The organism is Pseudoalteromonas sp. S3260 (assembly GCF_005886925.1).
In the GTDB taxonomy this organism is placed as follows: domain Bacteria; phylum Pseudomonadota; class Gammaproteobacteria; order Enterobacterales; family Alteromonadaceae; genus Pseudoalteromonas; species Pseudoalteromonas tetraodonis.
Genome location: NZ_PNCV01000162.1, coordinates 1 through 2,890 on the forward strand (window position 1 = coordinate 1; position 2,890 = coordinate 2,890).

Below are 2,890 nucleotides of genomic sequence, written 5' to 3' on the forward strand. Positions count from 1 at the left end.
CACGAAATTCTGATGTATAGCGATTTGATTTTTTCATAGTTCCAGTTTCTCAAGTTATTGAGTCTCTGGCAAACACGGGGCGATTCACTGCCGTAATTGTTGAACGCTAGGCTTAATTACTTTGAGTGAATTAAGGGCGGGACTTTTAAAAATACCGCCCTTAGTATTAATTAATACTCATTTGCGGCGCTGTGCCATTGGTAAACGTGTAATTTGAAACAATGCCGTCATCAAACAATATATCTAACGTTTTTTGAGTGCCCTCGGTTTGAACTTTCATAGTAAACACATAAGAAAAATGCGATAGCAATAAAGTCCATACTAACTAACACCTAATAACGGTTGAATCATCATAATCTCACCTTATCGATTATTTGTTTCTATATAGTAAAACCATTACAAAGAGCACCGTTAGTATAAATTTATTTTATATTTTACAGCTGTTTAAAATAAACCACAAAAAAAGCGCCATTTGGCGCTTTTTAGATTAGTAGCAAGGAATTAATGCTTACGCCCTACGCCGTTGCGCACCATGTCTTGGCCGCTTTGGAAAATCTCTTCGGTAATTTCGCGTGCTAATAAAAGTTGTTGCTTGTCATCAAACACGGCTACAAAACGGCTGCCGTCAGCATTGTTAGTCGCCATGCCCACGCCTGCTACGCCGGTTAAACCTAAGCCGCCGTTTTCAACTTGCAGTAAAAAACTTTCAAGTTCAGCGAGGGTGTCGATTGCAGTTAGTTTGTTTTCCATTGTGGTTGCTCTATGTGTTGCTCGCCATAGCGAGTCTGTAAAAAATATGCTGTTATTTTACAGCACACAGTAAAAACTTAAACCGCCTTATAGGCAAAGTCATAACAACATTCTGTAAAGCAAAATTAAAAGTATTTGTAAAAACCCCGCAAATGCGGGGTTTTATGTATTAGCTTTGCTTCATTGTACCTTGTTGTTCAAGGCGGGTATGCCAGCTGAATGCTTCTTCTAAAATATGAGGCGTATGGCCGCCACGTACACAAGCACGCTCGTAGTAATCAAGCATAGCGTTGCGATAATCGGGGTGTACACAGTGTTTAATTACTTCAACAGCCCGTTCGCGTGGCGCTAATCCACGTAAATCAGCAAGGCCTTGCTCGGTCACTAAAATATCAACATCGTGCTCGGTATGATCGACATGGCTTACCATAGGTACCACGCTTGAAATAGCGCCGCCTTTAGCAATTGATTTAGTTACAAACACCGATACATGCGCATTACGTGCAAAGTCGCCTGAACCACCAATACCGTTCATCATTTTAGTACCACACACATGAGTTGAGTTAACGTTGCCATATATATCAAACTCAAGTGCCGTGTTAATTGCAATAATACCTAAACGACGCACAATTTCAGGGTGATTCGACATTTCTTGTGGGCGAAGTACCAGCTTATCGCGGTACTTTTCAAGGTTATTAAATACTTGTGCGTTACAACGCTCTGATAAAATAATTGAACACCCAGAGGCAAAATTAAGTTTACCCGCATCAATTAAGTCAAAGGTAGAATCTTGTAGTACCTCTGAGTACATAGTGAGGTCTTTAAAATCTGAGTCTAGTAAACCCATCATGACTGCGTTGGCTATGTTACCAATACCCGCTTGTAATGGGCCTAAGTTTGCAGGCATGCGCTGTTGTGCTACTTCTTCTTTAAAAAAGTTAACTAAATGGCGTGCTATAGAGGCGGTATCGGCATCTGGGTCGGTTACTGTTGAAAATGAGTCACTTTGATTGGTAAATACAATACCCACAATTTTAGCCGGATCTATTGGAATAGCAGTACTACCGATACGGTCATCTACTTTCACTAGTGGCACGGGTGTACGCGTTGGACGGTACGATGGAATGTATATGTCATGCAGCCCTTCAAGCTCTGGCTGATGTAACATGTTAATTTCTACAATTACTTCTTTAGCAAAAATAGCAAAGCTTGCTGAGTTCCCCACTGACGTTGTAGGTACTATATGGCCTTCTTCTGTAATAGCTACGGCTTCAATGACCGCTACATCTGGCATAGTTAACTGATGATTACGTAACTGTTCAACAGTTTCTGATAAATGCTGGTCAATAAACATGACCTCACCGTTGTTAATTGCTTTACGTAATGTGCTGTCTACCTGAAATGGCATACGACGCGCTAACGCACCTGATTCAGTAAGTAGCTTATCTAAGTCGTTACCTAATGACGCGCCCGTCATTAGGTTAATTTTCATTGGGTTTTCACGTACACGCTCGGCAAGTGCACGTGGTACAGCTTTCGCTTCACCAGCACGAGTAAAGCCACTCATGCCCACGGTCATGCCGTCTTTAATAAATAAACTGGCCTGCTCTGCAGACATCACTTTGTTGTGTAAATCACTATGACGAATTCGTTCTAATTGCATTTGGAACCCCTTAAACCCCATTATTATTTGGGCGCTATTCTAAGTATTTCCTTATGCTTAGTAAGCTAGACCTAAGTCTCATTTACGCATAGTTGGTATAAAAACGTTGCAGAGCGCTTTAATTTTGTACACTTTATTACTTAACTTATTGCTGTTATTGGGGTTAGAATACCAAAAGATTTATTCAGTGATTTAACTAAACAAGCTTAAAATGAAATATAATTAATTTAAATCAATTACTTATAAATTCAACCAGGAAAGCTGAGATTATAAATTGTATAAAAATAAAGCCGTACAGGCCAAATCTTACAAAATAATAAACTGGTCATTCATTGGGCAGTAACCTTGTAAGGAATAGAATCTGCAATTTACGTATTAAGGAAAATACATGGATTTGTCTGACGAAGAAATTAACTTTTTATCTGGGTTGTTTGAACCTAGTCAAAGTACAGCATTAATTAGGGTCTGTTGACCTTT

General features: G+C 39.6%; 2 protein-coding genes. Both read right to left on the reverse strand.

All coding sequences use genetic code 11. The annotated features are described in order from the left end of the window. Positions 1 to 501: 501 nt before the first annotated feature. Positions 502 to 750, reverse strand: coding sequence for a hypothetical protein (locus tag CWC14_RS17540; protein ID WP_008114111.1), 249 nt, complete (start codon positions 748 to 750; stop codon positions 502 to 504). A gap of 169 nt (positions 751 to 919) precedes the next feature. Then, on the reverse strand, positions 920 to 2,413 hold the full coding sequence (scpC, locus tag CWC14_RS17545; RefSeq protein ID WP_069439273.1) for a succinyl-CoA:acetate CoA-transferase ScpC: 1,494 nt from the start codon (positions 2,411 to 2,413) through the stop codon (positions 920 to 922). Positions 2,414 to 2,890: the final 477 nt, after the last annotated feature.